General features: G+C 64.5%; 1 protein-coding gene. It reads left to right on the forward strand.

Translation table 11 applies throughout. The features are described from left to right. Nucleotides 1-1,245: IS66 family transposase (gene tnpC / locus KAK09_RS18545; protein ID WP_210880399.1), on the forward strand; the 1,245-nt coding region annotated here is incomplete at its 5' end. Between the last annotated feature and the right edge of the window lie 21 nt (nucleotides 1,246-1,266).

A 1,266-nucleotide genomic window follows, 5' to 3' on the forward strand; every position in this document is an offset into this window, starting at 1 on the left:
GTCGAGCGGGTGATCGAGCCTGCCAGCACGCTCTGCCCCTGTGGTTGCGGTGAGATGGCAAAGATCGGCGAGGATGTATCCGAGCGGCTGGACGTGATCCCGGCCCAGTTCCGGGTGCTGGTCACGCGCCGCCCCAAATACGCCTGCCGTCGCTGCTCACAGGCCGTGGCGCAGGCACATGCCCCCGAGCATGTCGTGCCCGGCGGGCTGCCCACGGAGTTGTTCATCGCCTGGATTATCGTTGCGAAATTCGGTGACCACCTGCCGTTTTATCGCCAGGCCGAGATCTTCAAGCGGCAGGGCATCCATCTCGATCGCGGCACGCTCGGCAACTGGGTCGGCCGCGCCTGTTTCCATCTGATGCCGGTCATCAACCATATGCGCGCGCATCTGCGCGGCGCCCATCGCATCTTCGTGGATGAAACCCGCGCGCCGGTGCTGGACCCGGGCCGCAAGGCCACCAAGAGCGGCTTCTTCTGGGCGGTCGTCGCTGATGACCGTGGTCATGGCGGCGCTGGCCCACCCATCGTGCTGTTCCATTACGCCCCCGGCAGGGGCAAGGCGCACCCGCTGAACTTCCTCGCCGGGTATCAGGGCCGCTTCCTGCAATGCGACGCATATCAGTCCTACAATGTGCTGACGGACATCACGCGCGACAATGGCCCGTGGCAACTGGTCTATTGCTGGACGCACGTCCGCCGCCGCTTCGTCAAGCGCTTCGAGAGCGATGGCTCACCCATCGCAGAAGAGATGCTGCGCCAGATTGCGCTGCTCTATCAGATCGAGAAGTCCGTGCGCGGAAAGGATGCTGCCGTGCGCCTCGCCGCCCGGCGTGAGCATTCCGCACCGATCATCGCCGCGCTGAAACCATGGCTGGAAGCCCAGCTCTCGCGGATCCCACAGAAATCCCAACTGGCCGAAGACATCCGCTACACGCTGGGGCATTGGCCCGGTCTGATCCGCTTCCTGGATGACGGCACGCTGGAACTCGACACCAACCCGGTCGAGAACCAGATCAGACCCATCGCCCTGACAAGAAAGAATGCGCTGTTCGCCGGGAACGAAATCGGCGCCGAGAACTGGGCCATGCTGGCCTCGCTGGTCGCCACCTGCAAGATGTCCGACGTGAACCCCGTCGACTATCTCGCCACCACCCTGCGCGCCATCCTCGACGGCCACCCGCAGAGCGGCATCGAAGACCTCATGCCATGGCGCTTCAACCAGCCGTCAAGCCTCGCCGCATAGGGTCTCGACGTCGCGCTTACG

The sequence above is a fragment of the Roseovarius autotrophicus genome (assembly GCF_018069895.1).
Lineage (GTDB): Bacteria > Pseudomonadota > Alphaproteobacteria > Rhodobacterales > Rhodobacteraceae > Roseovarius > Roseovarius autotrophicus.